The sequence below is a fragment of the Lamprocystis purpurea DSM 4197 genome, assembly GCF_000379525.1.
GTDB lineage: Bacteria > Pseudomonadota > Gammaproteobacteria > Chromatiales > Chromatiaceae > Thiodictyon > Thiodictyon purpureum.
Genome location: NZ_KB902508.1, coordinates 38,611 through 65,408 on the forward strand (window position 1 = coordinate 38,611; position 26,798 = coordinate 65,408).

Annotated in this window: 22 protein-coding genes; 12 read left to right on the forward strand and 10 right to left on the reverse strand. The window is 64.8% G+C overall.

Translation table 11 applies throughout. The features are described from left to right. Position 1 precedes the first annotated feature (1 nt). Together A39O_RS34085 and A39O_RS0118145 are read right to left on the reverse strand one after the other, a co-directional pair. On the reverse strand, positions 2-532 hold the full coding sequence (locus A39O_RS34085) for a hypothetical protein (RefSeq protein ID WP_020506085.1): 531 nt from the start codon (positions 530-532) through the stop codon (positions 2-4). Between the two features lie 112 nt (positions 533-644). Further along, the gene (locus tag A39O_RS0118145) at positions 645-878 is read right to left on the reverse strand and encodes a WGR domain-containing protein (protein ID WP_020506086.1); all 234 of its coding nucleotides are present in this window, start codon (positions 876-878) and stop codon (positions 645-647) included. A 626-nt stretch (positions 879-1,504) separates the two neighbouring features. Here A39O_RS0118145 and A39O_RS0118150 point away from each other — a divergent pair. Then, the gene (locus A39O_RS0118150) at positions 1,505-2,176 is read left to right on the forward strand and encodes a cysteine hydrolase family protein (RefSeq protein ID WP_020506087.1); all 672 of its coding nucleotides are present in this window, start codon (positions 1,505-1,507) and stop codon (positions 2,174-2,176) included. Positions 2,177-2,255: 79 nt separating this feature from the next. On the opposite strand, the gene A39O_RS43395 is transcribed toward A39O_RS0118150, so the two are convergent. From A39O_RS43395 to A39O_RS0118170, 4 genes are all read right to left on the reverse strand, one after another. Further along, the gene (locus A39O_RS43395) at positions 2,256-2,390 is read right to left on the reverse strand and encodes a DUF1428 family protein (RefSeq protein ID WP_322786457.1); all 135 of its coding nucleotides are present in this window, start codon (positions 2,388-2,390) and stop codon (positions 2,256-2,258) included. A 42-nt stretch (positions 2,391-2,432) separates the two neighbouring features. Then, a complete protein-coding gene (locus A39O_RS0118160; RefSeq protein WP_026199514.1) occupies positions 2,433-2,930 on the reverse strand; it encodes a VOC family protein in 498 nt (165 codons plus the stop codon). 129 nt (positions 2,931-3,059) lie between these two features. After that, complete coding sequence (locus A39O_RS0118165) at positions 3,060-3,395, reverse strand: type II toxin-antitoxin system PemK/MazF family toxin (RefSeq protein WP_020506090.1); 336 nt, start codon at positions 3,393-3,395, stop codon at positions 3,060-3,062. Further along, positions 3,382-3,606: a ribbon-helix-helix domain-containing protein gene (locus A39O_RS0118170; protein WP_020506091.1), complete on the reverse strand. Its 225-nt coding sequence runs from the start codon at positions 3,604-3,606 to the stop codon at positions 3,382-3,384. The genes A39O_RS0118165 and A39O_RS0118170 overlap by 14 nt, the downstream gene beginning before the upstream one ends. Before the next feature lie 568 nt (positions 3,607-4,174). On the opposite strand from A39O_RS0118170, the gene A39O_RS0118175 reads away from it, so the two are divergent. Both A39O_RS0118175 and A39O_RS0118180 read left to right on the forward strand, forming a co-directional pair. Further along, the gene (locus A39O_RS0118175; RefSeq protein WP_020506092.1) at positions 4,175-5,644 is read left to right on the forward strand and encodes a patatin-like phospholipase family protein; all 1,470 of its coding nucleotides are present in this window, start codon (positions 4,175-4,177) and stop codon (positions 5,642-5,644) included. A 58-nt stretch (positions 5,645-5,702) separates the two neighbouring features. Continuing rightward, positions 5,703-6,224: a chlororespiratory reduction 6 domain-containing protein gene (locus tag A39O_RS0118180; protein WP_020506093.1), complete on the forward strand. Its 522-nt coding sequence runs from the start codon at positions 5,703-5,705 to the stop codon at positions 6,222-6,224. Between the two features lie 72 nt (positions 6,225-6,296). On the opposite strand, the gene A39O_RS0118185 is transcribed toward A39O_RS0118180, so the two are convergent. Next, positions 6,297-6,773 (reverse strand): universal stress protein, encoded by a 477-nt coding sequence (locus A39O_RS0118185; protein WP_020506094.1) that lies wholly within the window; start codon positions 6,771-6,773, stop codon positions 6,297-6,299. Positions 6,774-7,110: 337 nt separating this feature from the next. On the opposite strand from A39O_RS0118185, the gene A39O_RS0118190 reads away from it, so the two are divergent. Then, positions 7,111-8,529: an acetyl-CoA carboxylase biotin carboxylase subunit gene (locus A39O_RS0118190; RefSeq protein WP_026199515.1), complete on the forward strand. Its 1,419-nt coding sequence runs from the start codon at positions 7,111-7,113 to the stop codon at positions 8,527-8,529. Positions 8,530-8,556: 27 nt separating this feature from the next. Further along, positions 8,557-10,380: a sodium-extruding oxaloacetate decarboxylase subunit alpha gene (gene oadA / locus A39O_RS0118195; protein ID WP_020506096.1), complete on the forward strand. Its 1,824-nt coding sequence runs from the start codon at positions 8,557-8,559 to the stop codon at positions 10,378-10,380. Positions 10,381-10,562: 182 nt separating this feature from the next. Here the strand turns inward: oadA and A39O_RS0118200 are convergent, their stop codons facing one another. Continuing rightward, positions 10,563-13,919 carry a DUF7948 domain-containing protein gene (locus A39O_RS0118200; protein ID WP_020506097.1) on the reverse strand — a complete coding sequence of 1,119 codons (3,357 nt, stop codon included), beginning with the start codon at positions 13,917-13,919 and terminating at the stop codon, positions 10,563-10,565. Between the two features lie 321 nt (positions 13,920-14,240). Here A39O_RS0118200 and A39O_RS0118205 point away from each other — a divergent pair, with 321 nt between their 5' ends. The 5 genes from A39O_RS0118205 to A39O_RS0118225 all read left to right on the forward strand — a co-directional run bounded on the left by A39O_RS0118205 (position 14,241) and on the right by A39O_RS0118225 (position 21,248). Continuing rightward, complete coding sequence (locus tag A39O_RS0118205; RefSeq protein ID WP_020506098.1) at positions 14,241-15,164, forward strand: TauD/TfdA family dioxygenase; 924 nt, start codon at positions 14,241-14,243, stop codon at positions 15,162-15,164. 250 nt (positions 15,165-15,414) lie between these two features. Beyond that, a complete protein-coding gene (locus tag A39O_RS36805; protein WP_020506099.1) occupies positions 15,415-16,110 on the forward strand; it encodes a TetR family transcriptional regulator in 696 nt (231 codons plus the stop codon). Beyond that, a complete protein-coding gene (locus A39O_RS34095) occupies positions 16,107-17,288 on the forward strand; it encodes an efflux RND transporter periplasmic adaptor subunit (RefSeq protein ID WP_020506100.1) in 1,182 nt (393 codons plus the stop codon). The genes A39O_RS36805 and A39O_RS34095 overlap by 4 nt, the downstream gene beginning before the upstream one ends. Positions 17,289-17,402: 114 nt before the next feature. Next, on the forward strand, positions 17,403-20,693 hold the full coding sequence (locus A39O_RS0118220; RefSeq protein ID WP_281170094.1) for an efflux RND transporter permease subunit: 3,291 nt from the start codon (positions 17,403-17,405) through the stop codon (positions 20,691-20,693). Between the two features lie 60 nt (positions 20,694-20,753). Continuing rightward, positions 20,754-21,248 (forward strand): DUF1640 domain-containing protein, encoded by a 495-nt coding sequence (locus A39O_RS0118225; RefSeq protein ID WP_020506102.1) that lies wholly within the window; start codon positions 20,754-20,756, stop codon positions 21,246-21,248. A gap of 228 nt (positions 21,249-21,476) precedes the next feature. Here A39O_RS0118225 and A39O_RS0118230 read toward each other — a convergent pair whose 3' ends face one another. Both A39O_RS0118230 and A39O_RS0118235 read right to left on the reverse strand, forming a co-directional pair. Continuing rightward, positions 21,477-23,072, reverse strand: a complete 1,596-nt coding sequence (locus A39O_RS0118230; protein ID WP_026199516.1) for an ABC-F family ATPase — start codon at positions 23,070-23,072, stop codon at positions 21,477-21,479. 127 nt (positions 23,073-23,199) lie between these two features. After that, positions 23,200-23,403, reverse strand: coding sequence for a cold-shock protein (locus tag A39O_RS0118235; RefSeq protein ID WP_020506104.1), 204 nt, complete (start codon positions 23,401-23,403; stop codon positions 23,200-23,202). Between the two features lie 241 nt (positions 23,404-23,644). On the opposite strand from A39O_RS0118235, the gene A39O_RS0118240 reads away from it, so the two are divergent. Then, entirely contained in the window at positions 23,645-24,166 is a 522-nt protein-coding gene (locus A39O_RS0118240) for a hypothetical protein (RefSeq protein WP_020506105.1), read from the forward strand. Positions 24,167-24,415: 249 nt separating this feature from the next. Beyond that, positions 24,416-25,591, forward strand: a complete 1,176-nt coding sequence (locus A39O_RS0118245; protein WP_020506106.1) for a hypothetical protein — start codon at positions 24,416-24,418, stop codon at positions 25,589-25,591. The last annotated feature ends 1,207 nt before the right edge of the window (positions 25,592-26,798 follow it).

Here is a 26,798-nt window from a genome sequence, read left to right on the forward strand (position 1 = left end):
ATCATTTGGGCGGGTCCACATTGTTCCAGGCCGCGGACGACTGCTGGTCCCGACGACTGAGGCTGACACTGTAGCGAGGTGTTCGCAAGCGTGCTGCGATCAGCGGTGAGAGCGCGAGGATCATCATCCCGATGATCATGAAGCCACCGTGCCAGGGCACGTAGTCGGCGATGATGCGTTCCCACGAGAGTCCGAAAGCGCGACCGACGCCGACCTCGAAGCAGAGCATGAGGATGAACCAGAGCAGGCCAACAGAGACCAGTTGCTTGAATTCCCTCGCGCCGATCCATCCAATGGTTACGTAGGCGATCAGAAGAATCATGAGCGATCCCGTGAGAACGCCGATTTGGCGTGACGCAAGGTCTCCAACAACGGGTTGGAGGAAGAGCGTCCGTAGTGTCCCGTGAACAGTCTCGGCCAAGGCCATCAGAAGCCACACCGCGAAGCCGCGAAGCAAATATGTCATCATACTTGATTGAACCGTAAACAGTTGCTGCGCCGGCAGTCTTTCATATTCGACGAAGAAGATCATATTGATTGCGTCGGTAATACGGAATTGCGCAATATTTATCTTGAGGTTTCATATCAGGAGTGACCGATTATTCAACAATAGATTCCTTGCGTGGCGATCAACGGTAGAATGCTCAAACCAGGTGTTCGGTTTCGATGCTGTGATAGCCCCGCTGCCGCCGTCGCTTCTCGATCGCCTCCAGCCGCGCCATCCCCTCCTCCCGCGTCGCCACCCAGGCCGTCCGCATCCGGCCGCGCCGTGAGCCAAGCCCACCCCACGCGGTGACCACCGACCAGCCGCCGAGCAGATCCTCGACCAGGTCGGCCTGGTAGTACCGCGCCTTCTCGGGATGGACCCAGCGCCGCATCGCCCTGCCCTCATCACTTCAGAAACTGCCGTACGGTAAAGCGCCACTGTCCGAATTCTACGGTGCTCCGCGCCTCCAGTGGTAGGACGCGCTTCAGGGGTTTCAGGATTCGCCTCAGGGTCACTGGCCAGGCGGGGTGGTTGGTGCCGGCTGGATGGGAGACGTCGGCCTTAGCTTAAACGAGGCCCCAACCCTGCGCGTCGAGGATGTCCAGGAGCGCATTGGATACCGAACTGGCGCGTCTTGCGCGCCACCAGGGCGCCGACCGCCGGGTCGCCGGCACGCAGAGCGGCGATCGGGGTCGCTCCCGTCACCGCGTCCAAGTCCCGATCTGGAGTCAGGAAGAAACGGACCTTGGCCGGTGCGCTTGCGGTTTCGAGCAGCGCCGGCACGGAGTCGAAGCGATGGCTGTCGCGCTGGCTGCGGGCATGGATCGGGGCAGGCCGAAGCCAGACGCGTCAAGATCACACGCGCGCCACGGTGCCGGCGAGGCGGTCGGTGCGCAGTCGATCGGGCTCTCGACGGCGGCGACGCTCACGTGGATCATCGGCCCCAGCGCGGTCGGCCCGTGCTCGGCTCGGCCGCGCGACCCACCTGCCTGTCTCTTCATTATTTGGAGGACCCCGATGAGTTGGAAGACCGCCTACCGCTCCTTTTACTATGCGCAGGCACCGGAGCCCGCGGACCTGGTGTTGAATCCCGCCGAGACGGCGCTGCTGTGCATCGACGTGCAGAACCTCTACCTGGAGACCCCGGCTGATCCGCACGAGGCGGCGCGCTGGTTGCCGTTCCACCAGCGGATGCGCGAGATCGTCATCCCGACCACCCGCGCCCTGCAGCACGCTGTTCGCGCCAAGGGGATGGACGTCATCCACGCGCGCATTGCCTGCCTGCTCGAGGACGGGCGTGATCGCTCGCTCAGCCAGAAGAAGCCCGGCTGGAACGCCCTGCTCTTGCCCAAGGACAGCGCGGCGAGTCAACTGGTCCCCGAGCTGGCACCACACCCCGGCGAGATCGTGGTGACCAAGACCACCGACAGCGCCCTGACCGGGACCAATCTGCGGCTGATCCTCGCCAACCTGGGCATCCGCAACGTCATCCTGACCGGGATCTTCACCGATCAATGCGTCTCCTCCACGGTGCGCAGCCTCGCCGACGAGAGCTTCAACGTCATTGTGATCGAGGATTGCTGCGCCGCCGGCACCGATGCCTTGCACCAGCGCGAGTTGGAGATCATCAACATGATCTATTGCCAGGTGCTCACCAGTGTTGAACTGCGAGCGATCATGGGGCTCTGAGGGGGCGACCACGATGAACCCGGCGCGAACCCTGCTGCTCGGCTGCGGCGCGTTTGATGATGAATGACGCGGATATCGCCTACAACCGCGGTATTTGTCTGAGCGAAATGGGCCGGTTGGACGGCCAGACGATCCAGGAGAAGACGACGGTTTCGTCTTCTTTTTTCTTCACGGCCATCGGATAAGGATGTCGTCTCGCCATCAGGCACGTCATCGCCCCAGCATGGCTATTCTCCTCTGGGGATGGGGGTTGTGCTCAAGCTTCGCCGTCGAACGCCGCCTGCAATTTCTCGACGTCAAGCTTCACCATCTGCATCATGGCCTCCATCGCGCGTTGCGCTTTGTCCCGATCGCGGTCCAGCAGCATCGCGGTGAGGACAAGCGGCACGATCTGCCAGCGCAGGCCGTACCTGTCCTTGAGCCAGCCGCACATGATTGGCTCGCCGCCATCGGCGATCAGGGCGTCCCAATAACGGTCGACCTCCGCTTGGTCCTCGCAGGTGACCGACAGCGAGACGGATTCGTTGAATGTGGCATTCTCGTTCGCGCCGCCGTTCAGCGCCTGATAGCGTTGTCCCGCCAGCACGAAGTCGACGACGATGACATCGCCGGCCTTACCGCCCGGCCAGTCGACTGTACTCGTCGCCTGGTGAACGATGTAGGCGTCGGGGAAGATCGCGACGTAGAAGCGCGCAGCCTCCGCGGCGTCTTTCTCGAACCACAGGCAGGCGGCGATCTTGTGTTGTGTATTCATGACATTGTTTTCCTCGCAGTTGCCGGGGGCCACAGCGATACCGAGGGTCACATCGCCGTTGCCGAGTTGGCGCTGGTCGCCCCGGCGGGGGTGAGGCTCATCTGATGTCCCTGGAGGGCGGGGTGGCGTCTACAGCGCCAGGTGCAAGCGGATCGCCGCGTCGACTTCCCGCAGCTTGTCCGCCGCGAGTCGGCCGAGCGCGGTGCCGGTGATGCGCTCCTTCGCGATGGAGCGGATCTGCTGGGCCTGGGCCTTGGAATCCTTGGGCAGGCCGGAGTCTGCCCGTGACAGCGCCACCTCGAAGGGATAGACCCGGGTCAGGTTGGACGTGATGGGCAAGACCGTGACGGTGCTCGCCGCCCGATTGTTGGCATCGTTGCTCACGATCAACACCGGGCGGCGTTTGTTGATCTCGGCGCCCACCGTGGGGCTGAGCTCGGCGTAGAGGATCTCACCACGCTTCATCGGGCAGTCCGTCACTCAGCGTCACGTCCCATTCGGATAGATCCGGGGCGGACGCTTCCCGGTAGGCCGCCTCGAGCTCGTCCTCCCGGAGCCGGCGCAAGGCTTGCTCGACGACTTGGGAACGACTCTTGACCGCGTGGGTCGCCCGATAGGCATCGATCACCCCGATCGCCTCGGGGGTGAGCGAAATGGACAATTTTTCGGTTCGCATGGGGCTTTCTCTCTGTTGCTACCCATGATGCTACCGCTACTGCTACCACGCCGCAACCCGGATAGCCTGGCTCAGGCGATCAATGCCGCATTGATGGTCCAACCCACAATGCAACATCACCAACTGCAACAGGTCCGCGGGAGGGTGTACCGGGAATCCGGCCGGCCGGGGCAGTAGTGCCCATCTGGACGGGATAATGGGGGATTATCACGTGTAAAATATGCTCTTCACCAGCGCATCGAGCGCATTTTAGTACCACGTAATACGGTATTATGTACCACGGTATCTTATTCACGCAGACCCCGCCCGGAGGAATCACCGGTCTCGCGGCACGCCGGGGCGCCGTGCGCGTGTTTCTCGGAGAACACCGAATCCACCGCTGCCCGTTCGGCGGGTGTCGCCCCGCCGCTTCCCGGCCTGGCGTCCGCCGCACCGGGGCAGCGCTGCGGCCCGGACCGGAGCCTTGATGCCCAAGCGGAACGCGAGCCGGTAAAGCAGCCATGAACTGGAGTATTCTTAGCGTCGTCAAACACACCAATCGCCCATCGCGGCCTGGTCGGGAGCAATCATGTTGGGCGTATTCATTCGATCACTGTTCGTGCCGGCGGCGCTGCTACTGCTCGGCGGTTGCGCCACCCGACCGATCAATCCGCCGATCGCCCAGGCCGACCCGGGCAGCGGCTACCGGCTGGATACGCGCCAGGCGCGGGACCGGAACAAGGAGAATCTGGTCGTCCTCGCCTTCTCCGGCGGGGGCACCCGCGCCGCCGCCTTCTCCTATGGCGTGCTGGAGTTCCTGCGCCGCACCGAGGTGGTTGGACCGCAAGGCAACAAGGTTCGCCTGCTCGACGCGGTGGACGTCATCACCGGCGTGTCGGGCGGGAGCTTCACGGCGCTCGCCTATGGACTCTATGGCGACAAGTTGTTCGACGACTATGAGCAACGCTTTCTGAAGCGCGATGTGCAGGGCGAGATCGTCGCGCGCACCTTCAATCCAGCCAATTGGAGCCGGTTGGCGTCGACCGGCTGGGGTCGTTCCGAATTGGCGGCCGAGATCTACGACGAAATCCTGTTCAACGGTGCCACCTTCGGCGATCTCAACCGCGGCAAAGGCCCGCTGATCGTGGCGTCGGCCACCGACCTTTCGACCGGCTCCCGGTTCGTCTTCAACCAGCGCGTCTTCGATGTGGTCTGCTCGGATCTGAATGCGGTCCGGCTCTCCCGCGCCGCGGCGGCCTCCTCGGCGGTGCCGGTGGTGCTCTCACCGGTCACACTCAATAACTATGGCGGCACCTGCAAGACGGTCACGCCCGCTTGGGTGAAGCCCTTCCTCGACGCCGACAACCCGCCGCGGCCCGCGGCCCGTGCGATCCGCTCGCTCCAGGCGGAGCAGGACTTTCGCGACAGCGTCCGTCGGCCTTACCTCCATCTGGTCGACGGCGGCGTATCGGACAATGTCGGTATGCGCGCCGTGCTCGATTCGCTCGAAGTCCACGAGGCGCTGCACGACGCCGGTCAGCCATCGCCGTTTGACGGCGCGCGCCGAATCATCGTGATCATCGTCAATTCGCTGTCGTCGCCCCCAACCACCTGGGACCAGTCCGAGGAGCCGCCCGGTACCCTGGACGTGCTGCTCAAAGCCGCCGGCACGCCGATCGACGCCTTTTCCTACGAGGCCGTGGAGCTCCTGCGCGACACCGCGGCGCGCTGGCAGAACCTGCGCCGGATCCGCAACTCGGCCGCCTTTGCGGCCAACAAGGACCCCGCGGTCGCCGCCGCGTTACGCATCCCGAACGCGGAGATCTACGCCATTGACGTGTCCTTCGCCAGGCTGAAAGACAAGGCGGAAATGGCCTATCTGAATCAGCAGCCGACGTCGTTCGTGCTGCCCGCCGAGGCCGTCGACCGCCTGCGCGCGGCGGCGGGAACCATCCTGATGGACTCACCGGAATTCCAGCGGTTGCTGAAGGACGTCGGCGCCAGCGTCGTGCCGGCATCGACCGATGCGGCGGCCGCACGACCGGGCGCGCGCATGTAGGATTTCGTAAACTATCGGACCGATCTGCCGCGGGTGCGGCGCCTGCACCACTGACACCATGAAAAAACCCAAGTACCCGCTGGCCCATTTTTCCCCGGCAAAAGACGAACTCGTGGTGATCGCCATCACCCGCGAGTCGGTGGACACCGGCGACATCCGCCCGCTGCTCGAAAAGCTCTCACTGCTCTCGGGCACCCGCGAGGCGGCCCTCAAGTGGGAAGGCAAGCTGACCTTCTATTTCGACGGCTGGGATCAGGACCCGCGCGAGACCGCGGAGATCCCGGAGATCCGCTCCTTCTTCCTGGACGTGACGGCGGAGTGGCCCTACTGGTTCCATTTCTGCGAGAAGGTGGGCGATACCGTCCTGCACGTCCTGCGGCTCATGTGCCGGGGTCAGTATGTCCGGGGCAGCGGCGGCATGGTCGGCTGGCAGTTCGACGACCCGCGGGACCTTGGCCGCCAGATGATGCTGCTGTTCAATGGTCAGAACGGGATGTATGACCGGTTCAAGCTGCCCGAGACGATGAACGAACGCATCACGCAGGAAGTCACCCAGTTGATTGAGAACTCGTTTGGCTGAGAAGGCGCTATCGCCCCCTGAAGCCGAACGAACATCCCGCGTGATCCGGTCGATGCGTTTGCGCCGGTCCACTCAGGTCGGCGTTGCATCCTGCAGTTTCACACACAACACATCGCATTTGACGCTGCGCAGCACCGCCTTAGCGGTCGAGCCGAACAGCCCCAGGAAACCGTGGCGACCGTGGCTGCCGATGATCACCAGGTCCGCGGCGATTTCATCGGCAACCTCGTCGATAGTGTGACTGGTCGGGCCGACACGGACCAGCCGGTCGACCGGCGCGACGCCCAAACGTTCGCCCAGGACGTCCAGTTGCCGACAGGCGATATCCACGAGCTCCTGCTCCAGCCCCAGGTCATCCGGAGTCGGCAAGTCCCCGCCGAATCCGAGCGGCATATAATCCGGCGCCGGCGGCACATGCTCCAGCACATGCAGCAGAGTCAGGCGCGCCCCAAATAAGGCGCGCAGCCGCTGGGCGCGGTCGATCACCGGCTCACCGTTCGGTTCGAAGTCCACTGCCGCCAACAGACGGGAATAAGTCTCGGTTGTCATCGCATGCCTCGTTCGCCGTTGTGAGATCCACTGTTTCTGTATTGCAGGGTGCGGTGAGGAACGAACCGCACCGGCCCCAGGCATCAAACTCCCGGACGCCGCGGTGCGGTTCGTTCCTCACCGCACCCTACCGCCGGAGTCATGAGCACGGCCATCAAAGTATACGCCTGCCGGTCCGGGTCACCGCCGCGGCCTCCAGGGCTCCAGGGCTTGCGGATTCGCCCCAGTCCGGTATATTGCTGCAAAGCAACATAAGCGGCGCGGCGCTGTGCGGCCGTTTCCACGACGACCCCGCCGGTACAACAGCCCCAACGGCACGCCTCAGAGGCCTCCCATGATGCTGCGAAAGATCCTGATCGCCAACCGTGGCGAGATTGCGGTGCGGGTGATCCGCGCCTGCGCGGAGATGGGCATCCGATCGGCCGCCGTCTTTGCGGAGGCGGACCGTCATTCGCTCCATGTCAAGAAAGCCGATGAGGCGTACAGCCTCGGCGGCGACCCCCTGGCCGGCTATCTCAACGTTCACAATATCGTGAACCTGGCGCTCACCACGGGCTGCGACGCCATCCACCCCGGCTACGGCTTCCTCTCCGAGAATCCGGAACTGGCGCTGGCCTGCACCCGGCGCGGACTCACGTTCATCGGGCCGACGGCCGCGGTGATCGAACGCATGGGCGACAAGACGCAGGCGCGCCTCGCCATGCAGAAGGCCGGGGTGCCGGTGACCCCGGGCAGCGCCGGTAACCTGGCGAACCTGGACGAGGCCCTGCGGGTCGCCGATCAGATCGGCTATCCGGTGATGCTCAAGGCGACCTCCGGCGGCGGCGGCCGCGGCATTCGCCGTTGCGACGACGCCAAGGCACTGCGCAACAACTTCGAGCGGGTGATCTCCGAGGCGACCAAGGCGTTCGGGCGGGCCGAGGTCTTCCTCGAAAAGTGCATCGTCAACCCGCGCCATATCGAGGTCCAGGTGCTGGGCGACCACCATGGCAACGTGGTCCATCTGTTCGAACGCGACTGCTCCATCCAGCGGCGGAATCAGAAACTGATCGAGATCGCGCCCTCCCCCCAGATCGACGAGGCCGAGCGTCAGTACATCGGCGGACTCGCGGTGCTGGCCGCCCGCTCGGTGAACTATACCAATGCCGGCACCGTCGAGTTCCTGCAGGACACCGACGGGCGTTTCTATTTCATGGAAATGAACACCCGCATCCAGGTGGAGCACACCATCACCGAGACCATTACCGGTGTGGACCTGGTCGAGGAACAGATTCGCATCGCCGCCGGGCTGCCGCTGCGTTTCAAGCAGCATGAAATCGGCCGGCGCGGCTTCGCCATGCAATTCCGCATCAATGCGGAAGACCCCAAGAACAACTTCCTGCCCAGCTTCGGGCGCATCTCCCGCTATTACGCGCCGGGCGGCCCGGGGGTGCGCACCGACACCTGTATCTATACCGGCTACACGATCCCGCCGCATTACGATTCCATGCTCGCCAAGGTCATCGTCTGGGCGCTGTCCTGGGAGGATGTCCTCAATCGCGGTTCCCGCACCCTGCGCGACCTGGGGCTCTTCGGCATCAAGACCACGATCCCCTTCTACCAGGAGATCCTGCGCGATCCGCAATTCCGCTCCGGGCACTTCAATACCGGCTATCTGGAGGCGCACCCGGAACTCCTGGAGTATTCAGAGAAGCGCCGCAAAGACCATGTGGCCGCGGCCCTGGCGGCCGCCATCGCGGCGCACGCCGGGCTGTAACTGTTTTATCCGATTCAGGTTCTCATCATGCCCAAGATCAACATCACCGACGTTTGTCTGCGCGACGCTCATCAGTCGTTGCTCGCCACGCGGATGCGCACCGAGGACCTGCTGCCGATCTGTCCGAAGCTCGACGCCATCGGCTATTGGTCATTGGAATGCTGGGGCGGCGCCACCTTCGACGCCTGCGTGCGCTTCCTGAAAGAAGATCCCTGGGACCGTCTGCGCCAACTGCGCGAGGCCCTGCCCCGGACCCGGCTGCAGATGCTGCTGCGCGGTCAGAATCTGCTGGGCTACCGCCATTATTCCGATGACGTGGTGCGCGCGTTCGTGAAACGCTCCGCTGAACACGGCATGGACGTTTTTCGCATTTTCGATGCGCTGAATGACGTGCGCAATCTCCAGACCGCCATCGAGGCCACCAAGAGCGCCGGCAAACATGCGCAGGGCACCATCTGCTACACCCAGAGCCCGGTCCATAGCGTGGCCGGGTTCGTACAGATGGGTAAGGAGTTGGCGGCCATGGGCTGCGACTCCCTCGCACTCAAGGACATGGCGGGGCTGTTGACGCCCTTCGTCACGGCCGACTTGGTGCGGGCGCTGAAGGACGCGGTGGATCTGCCGCTGCACCTGCACTCACATGCCACCTCGGGCCTGGCGGACATGTGTCACCTGAAGGCGATCGAGAACGGGTGCGACACCATCGACACCGCCATCTCCTCCATGGCCGGCGGCACCTCCCATCCGCCCACCGAGAGCATGGTCGCCGCGCTGCGCGGGACCCAATACGATACCGGGCTGGACCTGCAAGCGATTCAGGACATCGGTATCTATTTCTACCAGATACGCAAACGCTACCACCAATTCGAAAGCGAGTTCACCGGGGTCGATACGCGGGTGCAGATCAATCAGGTCCCCGGCGGCATGATCTCCAATCTGGCCCATCAACTGAAGGAACAGAACGCGCTGGAGCGCATGTCCGCGGTGCTGGAAGAGATCCCGAAGGTGCGCAAAGACCTGGGCTATCCGCCCCTGGTCACCCCCACGTCGCAGATCGTCGGGACTCAGGCGGTCATCAATGTCCTGACCGACAAGCGCTACCAGACCATCACCAACGAGGTGAAACTCTATCTCCAGGGCCGCTACGGCCGCGCCCCGGCGCCGGTCAACCCGACGCTGCAACAGCAGGCCATCGGCAACGAGGAACTGGTGGAATGCCGCCCGGCCGACCTGCTCAAACCCGAGATGGAGCGGCTGACCCAGGATATCGGACCGCTCGCCCACTCCGCGGATGATGTGCTGATCTATGCCATGTTCCCGGAGATCGGCCGCGCCTTCCTGGAACAGCGGGCGGCCGGGACCCTGCAGCCGGAACCACTGGAGCCGCCGCCGAGCGCCCAGGCGGCCGGCAGCGCCCCCACCGAGTTCAACATCGCGGTCCATGGCGAGACCTACCACGTCAAGGTCACGGGTGCGGGCCACAAGGGCCAGGCCGACCGACACTTCTATCTGAACATCGACGGCGTCCCCGAAGAGGTCGTGGTCGAGACCCTCGACGAGATCGTCCTCACCGGCGGGACCGAGGGTGCGGTCAAGAAAGCGATCGTCGGCAAGCGGCCCAAACCCAGTGCTCCCGGCCATGTGACCACCTCCATGCCGGGCAACATCGTCGATGTGCTGATCAAGGAAGGCGATACCGTCGCGGCCGGGCAGTCGGTCCTGGTCACCGAGGCCATGAAGATGGAGACCGAGATCCAGGCCCCCATCGCCGGCACCGTCACCGCCGTCTATGTCATCAAGGGGGACGCGGTGAATCCGGATGAGGTGTTGCTGGAGATCGCACCGCCCTGAGTTGCGGCGGTTCGCTCCACACCCTGGCGGCGAGATCCTCCCGAGCGCCATAAGGCCGTAGGATGCGGTGAGGCACGAACCGCATCATGCACCATACAACGGCTTGCAGAATTCGCTGCCAATGCGCGTTCCTCACCGCACCGTCCGAATTCGCGCCGGTAGGAAGCCGGCGCGACAGCGGGCTAGAAGTTGAGCCGGCTGACCTCCGCCTGAGTCACGCTGTCCTTGATCAGAATCTGGGTCCCACCCGCCGCCGGCATACCGAGCACGGCCACCTCCGGGCTGGCGTTGCCGTTCATGTCGGGTATGACCGCCAGGTCGATCGGCGGAAGCTGACCGAACCAGAGGTTACGCACCAACGCACCGGTCACGGCATCGCGCAGTTCGGTCTTGGTCGTGCCGTCGGCGTCGCGGCCCAGCACCGCCAGTTCGGCCACCCCGCTGGCGTCGAGGTCGGGCAGCGTGGCCATCTGATGCGGCGTGAAATTGCGGTTGTAATAGACGAAGCCCAGTTGGTCGCCGGTGCCCGTATCCGCGGTCTTGACCACGACGGCCGATCCGTTGCGTCCCAGCACCGCCACTTCCGGCGTCCCGTTGCCATTGGCGTCCGGCAGTTCGGCCAGGTTCAGCGGGGTGGTCCATTTCGGCGACCAGAGGACCTTGACCAAGGCCGTGCTGTCGCTGTCGCGCAGTTCGACCCGTGGCTGACCGTCGCCATTGATCCCTAAAACGGCGAGTTCCGCGGCCCCGTTGCTGTTGGCGTCGGCCACCGCGGCGAAATCCACGGGTTGAAACGCCTTGGCGAAGAACACCTGCCCCAGCTCGGCACCGGTGCGGGCGTCTTTGATCTCGGCGGCGATCCCGCCGGTCGTCGTCTTGATGCCGAGCACCGCCAGTTCCACCGCGCCGTTGCCGTTCTGGTCGGGCAGCACCGCCAGCCGCTGGGGTGCGAAGCGGGGATTGAAGGCGACCGCGCTCAGCCGGTTTCCGGTCAGGGTGTCGCGCACCTCGACCTGGACGCTGCTGTCCGTCGCGCGCAATCCCAACTGGGCCAACTCGGGGGCGCCGTTGCCGTTCTGGTCGGGCACCACGGCGAAATCCACCGACGCATCGCGCTGATCAAAGCTGAAGGTCTGGATCAGGGTCCCGGTGGCGGCAGTCTTGATCTGCGCGGTCACCGTTCCCACCGTGGCGTCCGCGAACAAGACCGCGAGGTCCTGGGTGCCGTCGCGATTGAGGTCACCGAGGGGCACGAGTGCCACTGGTACGCTCGGCAGGTCCTGGATCTTGGCGACAAAGGCATTCGAGAATCCCCGGAGGTCAGGCTGCAGGGCCTGGCGGGTCGGGAAGTCGGGGGACGCGGTCGATCCCGTTACGTAGGCATTCCCGGCGCCGTCCACGGCGATGCCATAGCCAATGTCAGTGTCGCTGCCCCCGAGGTAGGTTGAGTAGACCAACGTGACGCCATCGGCACTGAGCTTGGCAACAAAGGCATCCTCGTTTTCGCTTCTTTCAGACTGTATCGGGTTGCGGATCGGTATTTTGTAGGCACGTCCGGTCACGTAGGCACTTCCGACGCCGTCCACGGCGATGCCACGGCCATAACCCTCGCCGAAGAAGGTGGAGTAAACCAGCCTAGCGCCATCGGCACTGAGCTTGGTGACAAAGGCACTGTTGCTGCACCATCCAAATTCATCGCAGTCAGGCTGCAGGGCCTTGCGGGTCGGAAAGTCGGGGGACGTGGTAACTCCCGTCAGGTAGGCATTCCCGGCGCCGTCCACGGCGATGCCATAGCCCTCCTCTGAGCCGCTGCCACCGAGGTAGGTTGAGTAGACCAACGTGGCGCCATCGGCACTGAGTTTGGCGACAAAGGCTTCGCGTCCGCCGCCGTGGCCAGGCTTCAGGGCCTGGCGGGTCGGGAAGTCGAAGGATTCGGTAGATCCAATCAGGTAGGCGTTCCCGGCACCGTCCACGGCGATGCCCCAGCCAAAGTCATCGTTGGCACCTCCGAGGTAGCTGGCGTAGACCAGCGTGGCGCCATCGGCACTGAGCTTAGCGACAAAGGCATCGGAATAGCCACGGAGGTCAGGCTGCAGGGCCTGGCGGGTCGGGAAGTCGGGGGACGTGGTAAATCCCGTCAGGTAGGCATTCCCGGCGCCGTCCACGGCGATGCCAGTGCCATAACCGTAGTTGCTGCCACCGAGGTAGGTCGCGTAGACCAGCGCGGCGCCATCGGCACTGAGCTTGGCGACAAAGGCATCGTAATATCCGCCGCCGAAGGCAGGCTGCAGGGCCTGGTGGGTCGGGAAGTCGGTGGAGGAGGTCCATCCTGTCACGTAGGCATTCCCGGCACCGTCCAGGGCAATGTCATAGCCCCCGTCGCCGCCGCTGCCGCCGAGGTAGGTGGCGTAAACCAGCCCGGCGCCGTCAGCGCTGAGTTTGGCGACAAAGGCATCGTTAAAGAAATCTGATCCGTCGCCAGGATCAGGCTGCAGGGCTTCGCGGGTCGGGAAGTCGGTGGACCCGGTCTCTCCCGTCAGGTAGGCATTCCCGGCGCCGTCCACGGCGATGCCTACGCCATAGTCGATGCTGCTACCACCCAGGTAGCTGGAATACACCAACACCGGATCAATCACCAGCGCCCTTTTGACGTCATAGTCGCCAATAGCAAGACTCACCTGCCGGTTATCCGCCAGCACATAGCGGGTCGGAACCAGCGTGCGCTCCCCGTTGGTCTCCTGATAGACCCGCGGGCTGTGCTGAACAATCTGCTGCTCACCCAGCGTCAGCACCAGATTGCCGGTGTCATCCAGCCGCATCTGATCCGCGCCCGCAAAGGCCAGCCGGATCACCGTGGGATCCGCTCCCGGAGCCAGCACCAGGTCATACTCCAGTTGCCCCTGGGTGCCGTAATAGACCAGATCGACGCCGGGATAAACACTTTCGTAGCGCACCTTGGCATAGGTCGACAGGCCGGTGCGCCAGGCCGCGGGGTCCCTGCCGCGCAGGTAGTTGACCTTGCCCGGCAGGACGGCCTCGCCGTGGATGACCGGGTCGGGATTGGCACCGACCAGGCTCAGGCGCAGCACCGCCGGGAGCGTCGCCGCGGCGGTCGGTTCCGGCACGGCGGCCGGCGGCGGCGCGGGCACCGGCTCCGGCCGGGCACCGGGCTGGGGCCGCGGCGCCGTCTTCGGTTGGCTGGTGTGCAGTGACAGCACCGCCTCGCCGGGCGTCAGGAACAGGCTGTAGCCGGGGCCGCGGGCGAGGAACTTCACCGCGGCATCGGCCTGGCCGCCGTTGGCTTCGAAGGTGTAGGGCAACTTGCCGTAGTCGGCCTGAATCCGCGCCTGGGCCGGGGCGGCGGGAGTGGTCGCCGCCGCGGCCGGCGGCGCAGCCGGTTGGATCAGCGGCACCGCAAGGCCGGTCACACCTGCCCCGCCGGCAGGCGGCATGGGGTCGGGTGCGGCGGCGGCCAGCAGGCCGCTGCCGAGCGCCAGCAGGGCCGGTAACAAACGCAGTCGTGGCAGGATCTCAAACATGACCTAGCTCCTTGAGTGACGAATCTGCAAGACGTCGCTGACGCGTGAAAACTGTGATCGGCGTCACACTTTGTGAGGGCGCACGATAACATCCCGGTCAAAGCGCGTGAAATCCCCGTTGGTCACTCGTTAACCGCCGTCCAGCGGAGTGATTTCCCGGACAGCGGCATGCGTCGTCAGGGCTTCCAGCCCTGCGGTGTCAGGCCAGGATGGCCTGACGACGCACCCGGCGAGCCCAAGTGGCCGGAATCTTGATCAAGGCCGCCGCCGGCCCCCGAAACAAGTTATGATGGAAATCGCCTAACCCCAGGAGCTGTAACGATGCAACCCACGTTAGCACCGGCCGCCGCGCCGACCGGGACCCCCTCCCCTTTCGACCTCGACAACGCCGACGGCTATGCCCGCTGGCGCGACGCCCGGCTCGCCGCCGCCCCCACCCGGCTTGCGGATCTGGTGGTGGAAGTCGAGGACCCGCGCCAACTGACGCAGGCGCAGTTCGACGCCATCCTGGACCGCTGCCGACGCGCCAATATGGCAATCTATGTCGGCCGGACCGGCGAGGATCCAGGCAAGTCGATTCCGGTGGAATTGGGCGCCCGCTTCGGCCTGCACCGGCTGGACCACAATCCGGGAGCGGACGAGGACGCGGTGACCTCACTCAAGGTCCAAACCGACGCCCGGCATCGCGGGTACATCCCCTACACCGACCGGCCCATCGCCTGGCATACCGACGGCTACTACAACACCCCCGAGCGGCAGATCCACGGGCTGCTGCTGCACTGTGTCCACCCGGCCGCCGCGGGCGGCGCCAACGCCCTGCTCGACCACGAGATCGTCTATTGTCTGGTCCGTGACCGCGATCCCGAGTTCATCCGCGCCCTGATGCATCCGGAGTGCATGACGATCCCGGCCAATGAGGGCGAGGCCCCGACCGGCGGCACGGTGACGCGCGCCGAACAATCCGGCCCCGTGTTCTCGGTCCGCCCCGACGGCCGACTGCACATGCGTTATACCAACCGCGCCCGCAACATCCGGTGGCGTGACGACCCGCTCAGTGCCGCGGCCGTGGATTGTCTCAAGACGGTCCTGCACACCCCCGGTCCCTGGCACCTGGAAGGCCGTCTGGAACCCGGCTGGGGCCTGATCTGCAACAACGTGCTGCACACCCGCACCGGGTTCGCCGACGGGCCGGTGCCGCGACTCATCTATAGGGCACGCTACTACGACCGCATTGCGGGGACGTGAAAGCCAGCCGGTGCCCTCGTGGGAGCGGCCTCCGGCCGCGATGCGGTGCCGCGGTGAACGCCGATGTTTGGATCCCGCGCGCTCCCATCGCGGCCGGAGGCCGCTCCCACGGTGCCTTTGCCTTGGACTCCAGCGAACTGCGTGAGCGGCGTTTCGATCCCTGCTGATTGACAACTGACCAGCGGTCATCTATTGTATTGAACAAATGACCCTGAGTCAGTTATTGGTCGCACCAGGAGCAGCAATCGCCATGGCCGTTCGTCAGCGGGCCATTCAGGCCGAAGATAAACAGGAGCGCCGCGACGCCATCCTCGACGCCGCCGAGGGCGTTCTGCTGAACGCGCCCGACCGGGTCGCCAGCGTCGCCGAGGTGGCCGTTCACGCCGGCCTCGCCAAGGGAACCGTTTACCTCTATTTCCCGAGCAAGGAGGAACTCCTGCTCGCGGTTCACGAGCGCCGGATCGACTGTTTCTTCCGGGATCTGATCGCGCTGGTGGAGGCAGGGCCGCGCGTGGACTTCGACGCGGTGTACGCCTTGACGCGCGCCCATCTGGTCGATCCGCCCCTGGTGCTGCCGCTGGCGGCGCGCTGCTTCGGGCTGATGACCCACAGCATCCCGCCCGCCGCGGCACTGGCGTTCAAGCAGCGGATGGCGGCCCGACTCGAACGGGCGGGCGCCGGGGTCGAGCGTCACTTCCCACTGTCGGCCGCGACACCCAGTCTGGGGCGCGGGGCCGTTCTGCTGCGCCGCAGTTATGCGCTGATCCTCGGGCTCTGGCAGATGTCGGCCGCGGCCGGTGGCGCGGCGGCCGGCACCGATCCCGAGTTACCGCCGGTCTTCGCCTGGGGTTACCCGGTCGAACTCGAGGACGCCTTGCGGGCACTCTGGGCGGGAATGATCGGCGCCGCGTCAACTGCAGGGTCAACCGCCGGGGTATCGCCATGAATCAACCGCCGCGCTTCCTGTTGACATTCCCACGCTATGACGGCAAGGCGCTCGGGGTCGTCTTGCTGATCCTGATGGCGACCGCCCTCGCCGGCTGCACCAAGCACGAGCCGACGGCGGCCGCCATCCGTCCGGTGCTGCTCACCGAGGTGGTACCGGGCAGCGGTACCGCGACCGCCGTGTTCGCCGGCGAGGTCAAGCCTCGCTATGAGTCGGATCTGGCGTTCCGCATCGGCGGCAAGATCGTCAGCCGCGGTGTGGATGCCGGCGCGCGGGTGCGCAAGGGTCAGGTGCTGGCGCGGCTCGATCCGGCTGATCTGGCGCTGCAGACCGAGTCTGCCGAGGCGCAAGTCGCCGCGGCGCGGGTGGATCATGAGTTCGCCCAAGCCGAACTCGACCGCCACGAGAATCTCCTCAAACAGAAGTTCATCAGCGCCTCCGCCCTCGACGCTAAGCGCAGTGCGATGAAGGCGACCCAGGCCAAACTCGAGCAGGCCCAGGCGAACCTCGCCGTCACCCGCAATCAGGCGGCCTATGCCCAACTCCTCGCCCCGCAAGACGGTGTGATCACGGCCGTCGCGGCCGAGGCTGGTCAGGTGGTGGCGGCTGGCCAAGTGGTGATGCGCTACGCCCGCGAGCGCGAGCGCGAGGTCGAGATCGCTGTCCCCGAGGCGCGGATCGCCGAGGTGCAGCAAGCGCAGCAGATCGTGGTGATGCTGGCGGCCGATCCCGAGACCCGCTATCGCGCCGCGGTCCGCGAGGTCTCGCCGGCGGTCGATTCGGTCACCCGGACCTTCGCCGTGCGGGTCTCGGTCATCGACCCGGCACCGGCCATGCAGTGGGGAATGACCGCGGAGGTCCTGTTGGCCGACGCCGGGTCCGGGACGGCCAGTCTGCTGCCCGCGACCGCGCTCTATCAGGCGAGCGATGGTCGGCCCGCGCTCTGGGTTTACGACCCCATGGTCGGCACCGTGTCCCTGCGCCCGGTCGAGATCGCGCAATATCGCGAAGACGGCGTGGTGATCGCCGCCGGACTGCGTGCCGGTGAATGGGTGGTCGCCACCGGCGCCAACAAGCTCCACGAGGGTCAGCAGGTCCGGCCTTATGTCGGTGCCGGACGGCCCGTCCCGCCTGAGCCGACGGTTCCGACGGCCGCGGCAACAGCGCGGGTGAACTGAGGGGGTCTGTCGGCAGGTATTGGATGCCGTGGCAGCACGGGCCTTCGCCACGGACGATGCCAGTTCATCGTGGGAGCGGCCTCCGGCCGCGACGCGCCGCCGCGGTGTACGCGAATGCCGCGGCGACCCCGCGAGGCCCCATCGCGGCCGGAGGCCGCTCCCACGGGTCGTTTTGCGACCTTCTCGGGCAATGTTCGTTCCAACATGGCAGCCATGACACCCCAAGCCACCCCGCGCCTGAACCTCAACCTGTCCGAATGGGCGCTGCGCCATCGCTCGCTCGTCTTGTATCTCATGATCATGCTGGCCCTGGCCGGCAGCTTCGCCTATACCCAGCTCGGTCAGTCCGAAGACCCGCCATTCACGTTCAAAGTGATGGTCGTCAAGACGAATTGGCCCGGCGCCTCGGCCCGCGAGGTCGAGCAACAGGTCACCGACCGCATCGAGCAGCAATTGCAGGAACTGCCGCTCCAGTTCGTGCAGAGCTACTCCCGACCGGGCGAGTCATTGGTCTTCGTCTCACTCAAGGACTCACTGCCGCCCGCGGCGATTCCCGATCTGCAATATCAGGTCCGAAAAAAGGTCGCCGACATCCGTCAGACCCTGCCGCCCGGCATTCAGGGGCCGTTCTTCAACGACGAGTTCGGCGACACCTATACGAATCTCTACGCGATCAGTGGCGAAGGCTACACCTATCGCGATCTCAAAGACTTCGGCGACCGTATTCGCGCCGAACTGCTGCGCGTGCCCGGTGTCTCCAAGATCGATTTCATCGGGGAGCAGGACGAGAAGATCTATATCGAGCTGTCGAATGCCCGGCTCGCGCTGCTGGGCATCACCCCCGAGCAGATCGTCCAGACGCTCGCGGCGCAGAACGCGGTGGCCGCGGCCGGCGCCTTCGAGACCCCCACCGACCGCATCTATCTGCGCCCGAGCGGCGCCTTCGACTCTCTCGATGCCGTACGCGACATCGCCCTGCGCGTCAACGATCGCCTGTTCCGGCTGGGCGATATCGCCCAAGTGTCACGCGGCTATGTAGACCCGCCCCATGAGAAGATGCGCTGGCACGGACGCGAAGCCTTAGGGATCGGCGTGACCATGGTGGCGGGGGGCGACGTGATCGCGCTCGGGCGTGCGCTCGGTGCGAAACTTGCCGCGCTGGAGCCCGAACTGCCGATTGGCATGGAAATCGGGCAGGTCGCCAGCATGCCGCGCGCCGTGGAGCGCTCGGTGCAGGAGTTCATGCGGTCACTCGCCGAGGCGGTCGCCATCGTGCTCGCGGTGTCCCTGGTGAGTCTGGGGCTGCGTACCGGGCTGGTGGTCGCCATCGCGATCCCGCTGGTGCTGGCCACGACTTTCCTGTGTATGTGGCTGTTCGGCATCGGTTTGCATAAGATCTCGCTCGGCGCTCTGATCCTCTCGCTCGGTCTGCTGGTCGATGACGCGATCATCGCCGTCGAGATGATGGCCATCAAGCTGGAGCAGGGGTTCGACCGCTTCAGTGCCGCGAGCTTCGCCTATACCAGCACCGCCTTCCCGATGCTCACGGGCACGCTGGTGACGGTTGCCGGCTTTCTGCCGATCGCGATGGCCAAGAGTTCGACCGGCGAATACACGCGCTCGCTGTTCCAGGTCTCGGCGATTGCACTCATCGCATCCTGGGTCGTGGCGGTTATCGTGATCCCATATCTCGGGTTCAAGCTGCTGCCTGACTTCGGTCGACCGCGGCGGGCCTCGCTCGCGGCGCGGCTGACCGCACGGCTGCGCGGGCGCCCGGAGCCGGCGCCCCACGGCGGCACGCATGCCCATCGGGATCAGGTCCCGGATCAGGTCTATGACACGCCCTTCTATCGCCGCTTTCGGACCCTGGTAGGCTGGAGCGTCACGTACCGCTGGATCGTCATCGGTGCGACGCTGGCCGTGTTCATCGGCGCACTGGCCGCCTTCCGGCTCGTCCCGCAGCAGTTCTTTCCGTCGTCGTCCCGACCCGAACTGATCGTCGACCTGCGCCTGCCCGAGGGGAGTTCATTCACCGCCACGCTCGGCGAAGCGCGGCGGATGGAGCAGGTCCTCGACCACGAGCCGGGCCTGGAGAGTTACGTTGCCTACGTCGGCGTGGGCAGCCCGCGCTTCTACCTGCCGCTCGATCAGCAGTTGCAAAGCGCCAATTTCGCCCAATTCGTGCTGGTCGCGACGGACAATGACGCGCGTGAGCAGCTGCGCACGCGGCTGATCCAACTGTTCGAAGAGGACTTCCCCGGCCTGCGCGGGCGGGTGACGCGACTGGAGAACGGGCCGCCGGTCGGTTTCCCGGTTCAGTTCCGCGTCTCCGGCGACGATCTCCCGCGGGTGCGGGCGCTGGCCCGCGAGGTCATGGCCCTGGTGCGCGCCGATCAGCAGATCGTCAACGCCCAGTTCGACTCCGACGAGCCGACCAAGGTGATCCGCCTGAAGGTCGATCAGAACAAGGCGCGGGTGCTGGGTTTCTCCTCTCAGGATCTGGCGGCCTTCCTGCAAAGCACCATGTCCGGACTCACGGTCACCTATGTCCGCGAGGGCGACAAGCAGATCGAGGTGGTCCTGCGCGGCCAGCCCGCCGAACGCGCGCAACTGGCGTCGCTCCAGGACCTGGCGCTGCCCGCGCGCAACGGCAAGGCGGTGTCCATCACCCAGATCGCCGAACTGCGCTACGAACAGGAGGACGGCATCATCTGGCGCCGCGCCCGCCTGCCGACCGTGACCGTGCGCGCCGACGTGCTGGGCGACGCCCAGGGGCCGGACGTAGCCAACCGGATCGACCGGCAACTTGCCGCGCTGCGCGCCCGGCTGCCGCTCGGCTACCACATCGAAATCGGCGGTGCGGTCGAGGAATCGGCGCGCGGTCAGCGCTCGATCGCCGCCGGCGTGCCGCTACTCTTGGTAACCGTGCTGACCCTGCTGATGATCCAGTTGCAGAGCTTCTCGCGCACGCTGATGGTGCTGTTGACCGCGCCGCTGGGGTTGATCGGCGTCACCGCGGGGCTGCTGGTGTTCGGTCTGCCGTTCGGTTTCGTGGCCATGCTCGGCACCATTGCGCTCTCCGGCATCATCATGCGCAACTCCATCATCCTGGTCGACCAGATCGAACAGGACCGTGCCGCCGGGGCAACGCAGCGCGACGCCATCATCGGTGCCACGACCCGGCGCTTCCGGCCGATCGTGTTGACTGCCGCCGCCGCCGTGCTCGCCATGATTCCGCTGGTCCATAGCGCCTTCTTCGGCCCCATGGCGGTGGCGATGATGGGCGGCATTTTGGCCGCGACCGTGCTGACGCTGGGGTTCCTGCCCGCGCTCTACGCGGCCTGGTTCAGCGTACCGCGGGCGTCGGGCGACACCGCTGCCGCGGCCCTAGAGTCCAAGGCGTGAGTCTTGAATCAGCTACACTAGCGGCAACCGCCCTACTCATCCCTTGGAGGGACCAATCCCATGGGCTCTGTCGTCGAGCTGTATGAAGCCCTGGCCAGCGCGCCGGACGAGCGAACCCGGGCGCGGGTGATCGCCGGGGCCTTTGAGCGTCTGGAAGAGCGTTACCCGCACTTACCGGATCTGGTCACTAATCAACAGTTGCGCGAGACCGAACTGCGGCTCCAGAAAGAGATCGAGCAGGTGCGCGCTGATCTCAGCGTGCGGATAGAACAGTTGCGCAGCGAACTCAAGGCCGACATCGAGCAGTTACGTGGTGAGGTGAAAACCGATATCGAGCAATTGCGTGGTGAGGTCAAGACCCAGATCGAGCAATTGCGCGGCGAGGTTAAGACCCAGATCGAGCAATTGCGCGGCGAGGTCAAGACCCAGATCGAGCAATTGCGCGGCGAGGTCACAACCGCGATCGAGCGCAGCCGCAATACCCTGCTGATGTGGCTCATCCCGCTGATGTTCGCTCAGGTCGGCGCGATGGCGGCGCTGGTCAAGCTGCTGTAAACGCTAATCACGACATACGCGGATAAGTTAAACAACGAATACCACCGTTGTCGTTGTCGTAATCGGATAAGCGGTTCAATTTGGATGAGCAACCCGCTGTCTGTCGGGTTTCGATTCGCTACACAGCCCGGCCGTACAAGGTCGCCAAGAGTTCGCAAGGCTTCGATCGCCACGCACCGGACCAACGCATAACGGTTCCTAACCATGACGCTCGGGCGATTGGACGCCTCAAGCCGCCGCGCGCGCGTTTTCCAGATAATCTTCGTAGTTGCCGCTGAAGTTGACGACCCCCTGGGGCGTCAGCTCGATGATGCGGGTCGCGAGCGAGGAGACGAACTCCCGGTCGTGACTGACGAAGATCAGGGTGCCGGGGTAGTCTTCCAGCGCGGTGTTGAGCGACTCGATGGATTCCATGTCCAGGTGGTTGGTCGGTTCGTCCATCAGCAGGATGTTGGGTTTCTGCAGCATCAGCTTGCCGAACAGCATGCGGCCCTGCTCACCACCGGAAATCACCTTCACCGGTTTCTTGATCTCGTCCTGAGAGAACAGCAGCCGACCCAGGGTGGCGCGGATGACCTGCTCGTCGTCGCCCGGCTGTTTCCACTGATCCATCCAGTCATAGAGCGTGGTGTCCTCGACGAAATCGGCCGCGTGATCCTGGGCGAAATAGCCGATTTGGCTGTTCTCCGACCACTTGACGGTGCCGCGGTCGGGCGTCAGTTCTCCGGCCAGACTGCGCAACAGGGTGGTCTTGCCGATGCCGTTGGGGCCGATGATGGCGACCCGTTCACCGACCGCGACCGTCAGATCCAGACCGCGAAACAAGGAGGCGCCATCGTATCCCTTGGCCAGCGACTTCACCTCCAGCGCCAGACGATAGAGCTTCTTGTCCTGGCCGAAGCGGATGTAGGGATTGACCCGGCTGGAGGGCTTGATGTCTTCCAGCTTGATCTTCTCGATCTGGCGCTGCCGGGAGGTCGCCTGCCTGGCCTTGGACGCGTTGGCGGAGAAGCGGCTAACGAAGGTCTGCAACTCGGCGATCTGCGCCTTCTTCTTGGCGTTGTCGGCGTACTGGCGGGTGCGCACCTGGCTGGCCGCGGTCATGTATTCGTCATAGCTGCCGGGGTAGACGCGCAACTCACCGTAGTCCAGGTCAGCCATGTGCGTGCAGACACTGTTCAGAAAGTGCCGATCATGGGAAATGATGACCATGGTGCTGTTACGCGCGTTCAGCACCTCTTCCAGCCACCGGATGGTGTTGATGTCGAGGTTGTTGGTAGGCTCGTCCAACAGCAGGATATCCGGGTCGGCGAACAGCGCCTGGGCCAGCAGCACGCGCAGTTTCCAGCCCGGCGCTACGGCGCTCATGGGACCCTCGTGCTGTTCCAGCGGAATATCCAACCCGAGCAGCAAATCGCCGGCGCGGGCCTCGGCGGTATAGCCGTCCAGTTCGGCGAAGTGCACTTCCAGGTGCGCTACCTCCATGCCGTCTTCCTCGCTCATCTCCGGCAGCGCGTAGATGCGGTCGCGTTCCTGCTTGATCTGCCACAGTTCGCCGTGGCCCATGATGACGGTATCCAGCACCCGATGGTTCTCGAAGGCGAACTGGTCCTGACGCAGCTTGCCGAGGCGCTTACCGGGCTCCACCGACACATTGCCCGTGCTGGGCTCCAGATCGCCGCCCAGAATCTTCATCAGGGTGGACTTTCCACTGCCGTTGGCGCCGATCAGGCCGTAGCGATTGCCTCCGCCAAACTTAACGGAGACATTTTCGAACAACGGCTTGCCGCCGAACTGCATGGTGATGTTGGCTGTGGAAATCAAAACAGGGTTCCGAAAAAGCGAGGGGCGAAAAGGACGGGGCGCCGTCGTTCGACGGACCACAAATAAAAAAGCCCCGCCGATGGGCGGGGCTTTCTATCACCAGGTGCCGGGCACCTGGTACCCAGGTTTACTGGGGTACGACGTTGGTCGCGCTCGGGCCTTTTTGGCCTTGCTCAACGTTGTACGAGACGGTTTGTCCCTCGGCCAGCGACTTGAAGCCACCGCCCTGGACGGCGCTGTGATGGACGAAGACGTCCTTGCTGCCGTCGGAAGGAGCGATAAAGCCGAAGCCTTTCTCGTCACTGAACCACTTGACTGTACCTGTTGCCATTTCGGAAACCTCTGGATTGAACTGAACGTGTGTATATGCAGACAACTGTCGGGATATTACGGAAGATCTGCCACGCACTACGGAGAGGAGGTACTGCCGAAACACTACAGGAAAACACTGCACTCGCAAAGCATACCGATGACCGAGCAATCACGCAAGGTTTTTCTTCAGACAAACTTCGACTGAAATCGCCTAAACTGGCCCTTTCCGGCGGCCACGCCGCCCTCAACGGCTGTCCTGCATGAGCACGATTCCAACTGCCTATCGGAACATCATCGACCCGCTGGTCGTGGTGGCACGCAACATCCTTGAAGAGGGCGAGCAACTCGTGCCGGTCGCTTTCGTCGGTAACCTGACCACCGGCGAGACGCACCAGGTGATGATGAACGCGGCCTCCGAGCAGACCAAGGACGACTCGGCCTTCCTGATCCGCCAGTTGGCCGCGATCCATCAGGCCGACTTCATCTTCGTCATCATGGATGCCTGGGGCCTGCCGCGCGACAAGGTGCACCGGTACAAGGAAATTCTGGAGCGCTATGGCTCCATCGGCGCCTCGCCCTATCGCATCGATGTGGTGTCCTTCTCACTGGAGACCCGTCACGGCCTTTGGCTGGCCCAGGTGCCGGTCAAGCCCAAGGGGGCATCGAAGAAACGGCGCACCTTCGGCGAACCGGAGTACCAGCACTCCACCGAGGTGCAAGGCCGGTTCGTGGACCTGCTGCCGGTGAAGGACTCTGACGCACGGCCGGGTGCCTTGCACTAACCCAAGTTTATCACCTCAGATAATTTCTCTATTAATATCAATTTATTACAGCGCAAAAAATCGCTCAGCGGCACTACATTCGTGAAATTTTGTGAAACCCTGGAGCTTATCGGCTGGCCGCGGTAACCCGAGGGGCTGCCCTCGCGACGGTGTTGGAGTCAGCCCGTGAACGGGGTCTGCCGACGGCCCAGCCGAGTCTGTGGCCACGGCGTGGCCCTGAGTTCCCGATTGGTCGCGTGGTGTTTGGCCATGCTCGTGGGTCCCGCGGTCGCGGACCCCAACGGTGGCGCCGCCCTGTGGGAGCGGCTACAAGGGGAGCGGTTGCAGATCCATGGCTTTGCCAGTCTGACCGGGGTCAAGACCAGCGCCAACCGTTTCTTCGGCGACAGTCAGGACGGGTCCTTGGACTTCGCCGAGGTCGCGCTCAACGCGTCTTATCAGCTCAATCCGCGCATCCTGTTCTCCGGACAAGTCTTGGCGCGCTTCGCCGGGGACATGTCCGACGGGACCCCGGCCCTGGACTTCGGCCTGATCGACCTGACCCTGGTCGAGAGCGCGCGGCAGCGCCTGGGGGTGCGTCTGGGGCGCCTTAAGAATCCGCTGGGTCTTTACAACGAGACCCGCGATGTGCCCTTCACCCGCCCGAGCATCTTCCTGCCCCAGGTCATTTATTTCGACAAGGTTCGGAACCTGCTCCTGTCGACCGACGGCATGATGATCTATGGTGACTTCTATACCGAGCATGGCAACGTTTCGGCGACCCTGACGGGTGGTCAGGCAGTGGTCGACCAGAACGTGGAGTGGACCCTGCTCGGCGACGATTTTGGCGGGCGTATGCGGCCGCGCGGGGTCAGTTGGGTCGGCAGTCTGTGGTACGCGAGTCCGCAGGAGCGGCTGCGCTTGGGGCTGAGCGGTGTGGTGCAGTCCTTCAGTTACCAGCCCGCACCCGTTGCGGACTTTGAAGCGGGCCGCATGGTGGTGCGTTACCTGATCCTCTCGGCGCAGTACAACACGGAACACTGGACCCTCAGCTCAGAATACGGGCGTCTGCCGCTCAAGTACCAGGACTTCGGAGAGTTCTTTCCTTACCGTAAGTTGCACGGGGTGGGCTACTACCTGCAGGGGACCTACCGACTGCGGCCCACGGTGGGTCTGGTGCTGCGCTACGAGGAGGGCTTCGCAGACCGCAACGATCAGGATGGCACCAACGCATCGGCGTTGTTGGGCGGGGCCGTCCCACCCTATGACTACTTCGCCAAGATCTGGACCCTGGGCGTGCGTTGGGACCTGAACCCTAACCTCATGTTGAGGCTGGATTACGAGCGTCACCAAGGCACCTACTCACTCGCAACCCGCGAGAACGATCCGGCCGACCTGGCAAAAGACTGGGACCTCGTGGCGCTGCAACTCGCGGTGCGCTTTTGACCGGGTTTCATGGGTAGCAGCCATGGTACCAGTGTGCGACAGAGTTTGACGCATGGCAATGGTTCAATACGCCTCACCAACCGCCGCGTAAGAGGAATCCGCCATGGCCCAGAAGAACCAAGACCTGTCGTCGCGCCAACTGCTTGACCTGATCGGTCTAAGCGAAGAAGCCCCGTTGGACCTGCTCGCGGACGAGCCGCTGGAGGGGCTGAACGGCGACCTCGGTGTGGTCCTGCGGGAGCGCTACCGGTCGTTCATCCANCCGCATCGCTTCGCCCCCGGCGATCTGGTCGTCTGGAAGGCCGGCATGCGCAACCACCGCCTCCCCCGCTATGGCCAGCCGGTGGTCGTGCTGGAGGTGCTGGAGACCCCGGTGTTCGATGCGGAAACCGATGCCGGGTCAACCTACTTCCGGGAGCGTCGCGATCTCGTGTTGGGCATGATCTGGGAGACCGGTCCCGGCCGCGGCGATTTCGTCAGCTTCCATTTTGACCAGCGTCGGTTCATGCCCTATGTGGAGGCCTGCGCATGAGCGATCACCGCACNCTNTGGCGCNCNGACTTCAGTNCCGTNNCNGCGGCTCCGCGCCGGGCCGCCCGCTATGCTCTGCAACTGGCGCGGGGCGACGCGCGTCTGTGTCACGACCTGAAGGACCCCGACGTGTTGGCCGCCCTGTGGGAATTGACGCGGCCGTTGCTCGAGCCGGACGCCGTGGCGGCGCTGCTGTCGCGCTATGCCGACGCAGAGCTGAACTGGATGCCGTCCGGCGCGGTCGATTGGGAGACGTGGGACAACGTGCAAGGCGCACGACGCCTGGACTACGAAATCGCCCGCCGGGCCAACGATGGCCCGGACGACGTGCCGTCTCCCCCACTCGGTGCCGCGGAGCTGCGCGAGCGCCTGCGGACCTTCTTCAAGACCATCCCGCGCCGGGTGCTGCGGCGGCTGGCGGCGGCCGACGCCGCGGCGCCGACCGCCCCGACCGTTGCGCTGCTCGGTGAGGCCCTGCGGCTCGACGNGACCGCCGTCTGGATGCTCGACTACCTGGAGCAGCGTGAGCTGAGCGAACCGCTGCGCACCCTGTTGCGCGCCACCGGGCGCACCAGTGGCCGCCTCGCGGCCCGCATGAACCTGGGGCGCCTGGCGACCCTGCTGGGCCTGGACCAGGCGACGGTGCACCACGCCCTGACCAGGCGCGCCCCGCTGC

Excerpts from the sequence above, each read along its gene's own strand:
- A39O_RS34085 (WP_020506085.1), bottom strand. The coding sequence starts at position 532 with ATGATCTTCTTCGTCGAATATGAAAGACTGCCGGCGCAGCAACTGTTT.
- A39O_RS0118145 (WP_020506086.1), bottom strand. The coding sequence starts at position 878 with ATGCGGCGCTGGGTCCATCCCGAGAAGGCGCGGTACTACCAGGCCGAC.
- A39O_RS0118150 (WP_020506087.1), top strand. The coding sequence starts at position 1,505 with ATGAGTTGGAAGACCGCCTACCGCTCCTTTTACTATGCGCAGGCACCG.
- A39O_RS43395 (WP_322786457.1), bottom strand. The coding sequence starts at position 2,390 with ATGACGTGCCTGATGGCGAGACGACATCCTTATCCGATGGCCGTGAAG.
- A39O_RS0118160 (WP_026199514.1), bottom strand. The coding sequence starts at position 2,930 with ATGAATACACAACACAAGATCGCCGCCTGCCTGTGGTTCGAGAAAGAC.
- A39O_RS0118165 (WP_020506090.1), bottom strand. The coding sequence starts at position 3,395 with ATGAAGCGTGGTGAGATCCTCTACGCCGAGCTCAGCCCCACGGTGGGC.
- A39O_RS0118170 (WP_020506091.1), bottom strand. The coding sequence starts at position 3,606 with ATGCGAACCGAAAAATTGTCCATTTCGCTCACCCCCGAGGCGATCGGG.
- A39O_RS0118175 (WP_020506092.1), top strand. The coding sequence starts at position 4,175 with ATGTTGGGCGTATTCATTCGATCACTGTTCGTGCCGGCGGCGCTGCTA.
- A39O_RS0118180 (WP_020506093.1), top strand. The coding sequence starts at position 5,703 with ATGAAAAAACCCAAGTACCCGCTGGCCCATTTTTCCCCGGCAAAAGAC.
- A39O_RS0118185 (WP_020506094.1), bottom strand. The coding sequence starts at position 6,773 with ATGACAACCGAGACTTATTCCCGTCTGTTGGCGGCAGTGGACTTCGAA.
- A39O_RS0118190 (WP_026199515.1), top strand. The coding sequence starts at position 7,111 with ATGCTGCGAAAGATCCTGATCGCCAACCGTGGCGAGATTGCGGTGCGG.
- oadA (WP_020506096.1), top strand. The coding sequence starts at position 8,557 with ATGCCCAAGATCAACATCACCGACGTTTGTCTGCGCGACGCTCATCAG.
- A39O_RS0118200 (WP_020506097.1), bottom strand. The coding sequence starts at position 13,919 with ATGTTTGAGATCCTGCCACGACTGCGTTTGTTACCGGCCCTGCTGGCG.
- A39O_RS0118205 (WP_020506098.1), top strand. The coding sequence starts at position 14,241 with ATGCAACCCACGTTAGCACCGGCCGCCGCGCCGACCGGGACCCCCTCC.
- A39O_RS36805 (WP_020506099.1), top strand. The coding sequence starts at position 15,415 with ATGGCCGTTCGTCAGCGGGCCATTCAGGCCGAAGATAAACAGGAGCGC.
- A39O_RS34095 (WP_020506100.1), top strand. The coding sequence starts at position 16,107 with ATGAATCAACCGCCGCGCTTCCTGTTGACATTCCCACGCTATGACGGC.
- A39O_RS0118220 (WP_281170094.1), top strand. The coding sequence starts at position 17,403 with ATGCCGCGGCGACCCCGCGAGGCCCCATCGCGGCCGGAGGCCGCTCCC.
- A39O_RS0118225 (WP_020506102.1), top strand. The coding sequence starts at position 20,754 with ATGGGCTCTGTCGTCGAGCTGTATGAAGCCCTGGCCAGCGCGCCGGAC.
- A39O_RS0118235 (WP_020506104.1), bottom strand. The coding sequence starts at position 23,403 with ATGGCAACAGGTACAGTCAAGTGGTTCAGTGACGAGAAAGGCTTCGGC.
- A39O_RS0118240 (WP_020506105.1), top strand. The coding sequence starts at position 23,645 with ATGAGCACGATTCCAACTGCCTATCGGAACATCATCGACCCGCTGGTC.
- A39O_RS0118245 (WP_020506106.1), top strand. The coding sequence starts at position 24,416 with ATGCTCGTGGGTCCCGCGGTCGCGGACCCCAACGGTGGCGCCGCCCTG.